The 2526-nt window shown below is 42.9% G+C and carries 1 protein-coding gene; it reads right to left on the bottom strand.

The features are described 5' to 3' along the window. Positions 1-2526: CARDB domain-containing protein (locus tag IQ246_RS29380; RefSeq protein WP_304952587.1), on the bottom strand; the 2526-nt coding region annotated here is incomplete at both ends.

A 2526-nucleotide genomic window follows, 5' to 3' on the forward strand; every position in this document is an offset into this window, starting at 1 on the left:
GTAATGTAGCGATCGCTCCCAATTATGCCATCATTTGAAAGATAAGCATTATCTGTCCAGCTACCTGTAGCATCCGCAGTACCTTGGTTTGTAAGCGTCCAAACAATCTCAATCTGTTGTCCAGAAATGGCTTCCACTGGGGCGGTAATGTTGCTGACTACTAAATCAGGGGCTTTGAGTGTGATCGCTACTGCTTGAATATTGTTAGTTTCATCTGTTTCGCTTTGCTGATTGTTACGATCTGCAACAAATAGCAGGTAGCGATCGCCTATAGCAGTGCTAGGTAAAGTTACATTTTTATTAATGGTATAACTTGTATCCGCAGTCAAGGGAGTTTGAGTAGAAATCAGTTCTGAAGTAACTAAGGTATCAGAACCATCTAAAGTTTGATCACTGGAGATATAAACATAGTCATACCAATCACTTGGTGCAGCTCCCGTACCTTGGTTTTTCACTGTCCAAGAAAGAGCAACGGTATCACCTAACACCGCAGCATTAGGTACTGTTGCAGAGTCAACTATTAAATCAACTGTCGAAATGTTGATGGGAATGGCATAGACATTATCAGTTTCGCTGGTTTCACCTTGAACATTGTTACGATCTGCAACAATTAGCAAATAGCGATCGCCTGTAACCGCATTTGGTAAGGTAATGTCTAGAGTGGCATTATAGCTAGCTGCCGCAGCCAGTGGGGTATCACCACTAGCCCAGCGTAAGCCAATAAACTGATCGTTGCTGTCAAAGGTAGCATCAGTGGAGATGTAGATCGTATCATACCAATCAGCATTGGCCGCAAAAGAACCAAGGTTCGCCACTGTCCAAGCAACGTTGATGGTTGCACCAATAGAAACTGATTCTGGAACAGTACCATTAGTTACAACTAAGTTAGGTGCATCAATGGTGAAGGGAATCGCTCTCAGGTTGTTGGTTTCGTCGGTTTCACCTTGGGCAGAATTGGCATCAGCTCTAAATAGTAAATAACCACTGCCCACAGGGGCTTGATTTGGTAAGGTAATGCTGCGATTAATTGTATAATTTGAGCCAGCCGCTAAGGGAGTTTGACTAGCGATGGATTCCGAAGTAACTAAAGTATCAGAACTGTCCCAAGTTGCATCAGTAGAAATATAAATTCTATCCGTCCAATCTGCGGGGGCTGTGACTGCACCTTGGTTGGCTACTGTCCAAGATACATCAATTGTTTCACCCAAAGCCCCTGATTCCGGTGCGGTAGCCGCAGAAATTGTTAAATCTGGTACACCAATAGTAATGGGGATAGCCCGGACATTATTGTTTTCGTCAGTTTCGCCTTGATAGTTGGAGCTGTAATAATCGTAGTAGTCTGTTCTAAAGAGTAAGTAGTAATCACCTGCGGGACGGTTAGGTAATGTAATACTCCGGTTAATAGTATAGTTTCCTCCCGCAGCTAACGGGGTTTGGGTGGAGATATATTGAGCAGTAATGAAAGAATCACTGAAAGCACTAAAAGTATTATCTGTTGATAGATAAATACTGTCATACCAATCAGCTGGAGCCTGAACTTCCCCTTGGTTGGTAACAGTCCAAGATACATCAATAGTGCCATTGGCAATACCGTTAGTTGGGGCAGTAGCATCGGAAATTATTAAATCCGGGGCTTTGATATTGATGGGAATAGCCCGAACATTATTATTTTCGTCTGTTTCTCCTTGCTGATTGTTACCATCAGCCTTAAATAGCAGATTATAGTTGCCAACAACAACATTGGGTAAATTAATACTGCGGTTAATAGTGTAATTACTACCTGCGGCTAGCGGTGTTTGCGTAGTAATTGATTTAGAGGTAAGCAAACGGTCATCAAAGTCACCAAAGATATTATTAGTAGAGAGGTAAACAGAATCAGACCAGTCTGTCGATGCCGTGAAATTACCTTGGTTAGTGACTGTCCAAGACACGTTTACGGTGCCATTTACAACTCCCATCTCCGGTGCTGTTACAGCTGATACGACTAAATCAGGCGCACTCAGAGTAATAGGAGTAGCGACAACATTATCAGTTTCGTTGGTTTCTCCTTGGGCGTTGTTACCGTCTGTGACAAAAAGTAAATAGCGATCGCCTACCTTAGTTTGTCGTAGAAAAATATTTTGATTGATGACATAGCTAGCACCTGCGCCTAAAGGCGTGTTATTACCAGTCGAAACTTCTGTAACATAAGTGTCGCTACTATCCCAAATTTGGTCCTCAGAAATGTAAACTCCGTCGTACCAGTCGGCATTAGCAGATATTGCACCTTGGTTACTAACAGTCCAAGATACAGAAATCGTCTCACCCAAGGTAGCTGATGTTGGGGCACTAGCAGAAACAACCAAATTTGGGGCAGTTAGCTGAATTGGTAGTGCCCGGACATTGTTAGAACCGTCTGCTTCACTCTGCTGATTAGCTCCATCGGTGAGAAATAGTAGGTAGCGATCGCCGATTGCAGTATTGTTAGGAAGGGATATGTTCTGGTTAAAGGTATAACTGCTTTCCACAGCTAAAGGGGTATTTTCT

Source organism: aff. Roholtiella sp. LEGE 12411, from assembly GCF_015206995.1.
GTDB lineage: Bacteria > Cyanobacteriota > Cyanobacteriia > Cyanobacteriales > Nostocaceae > Komarekiella.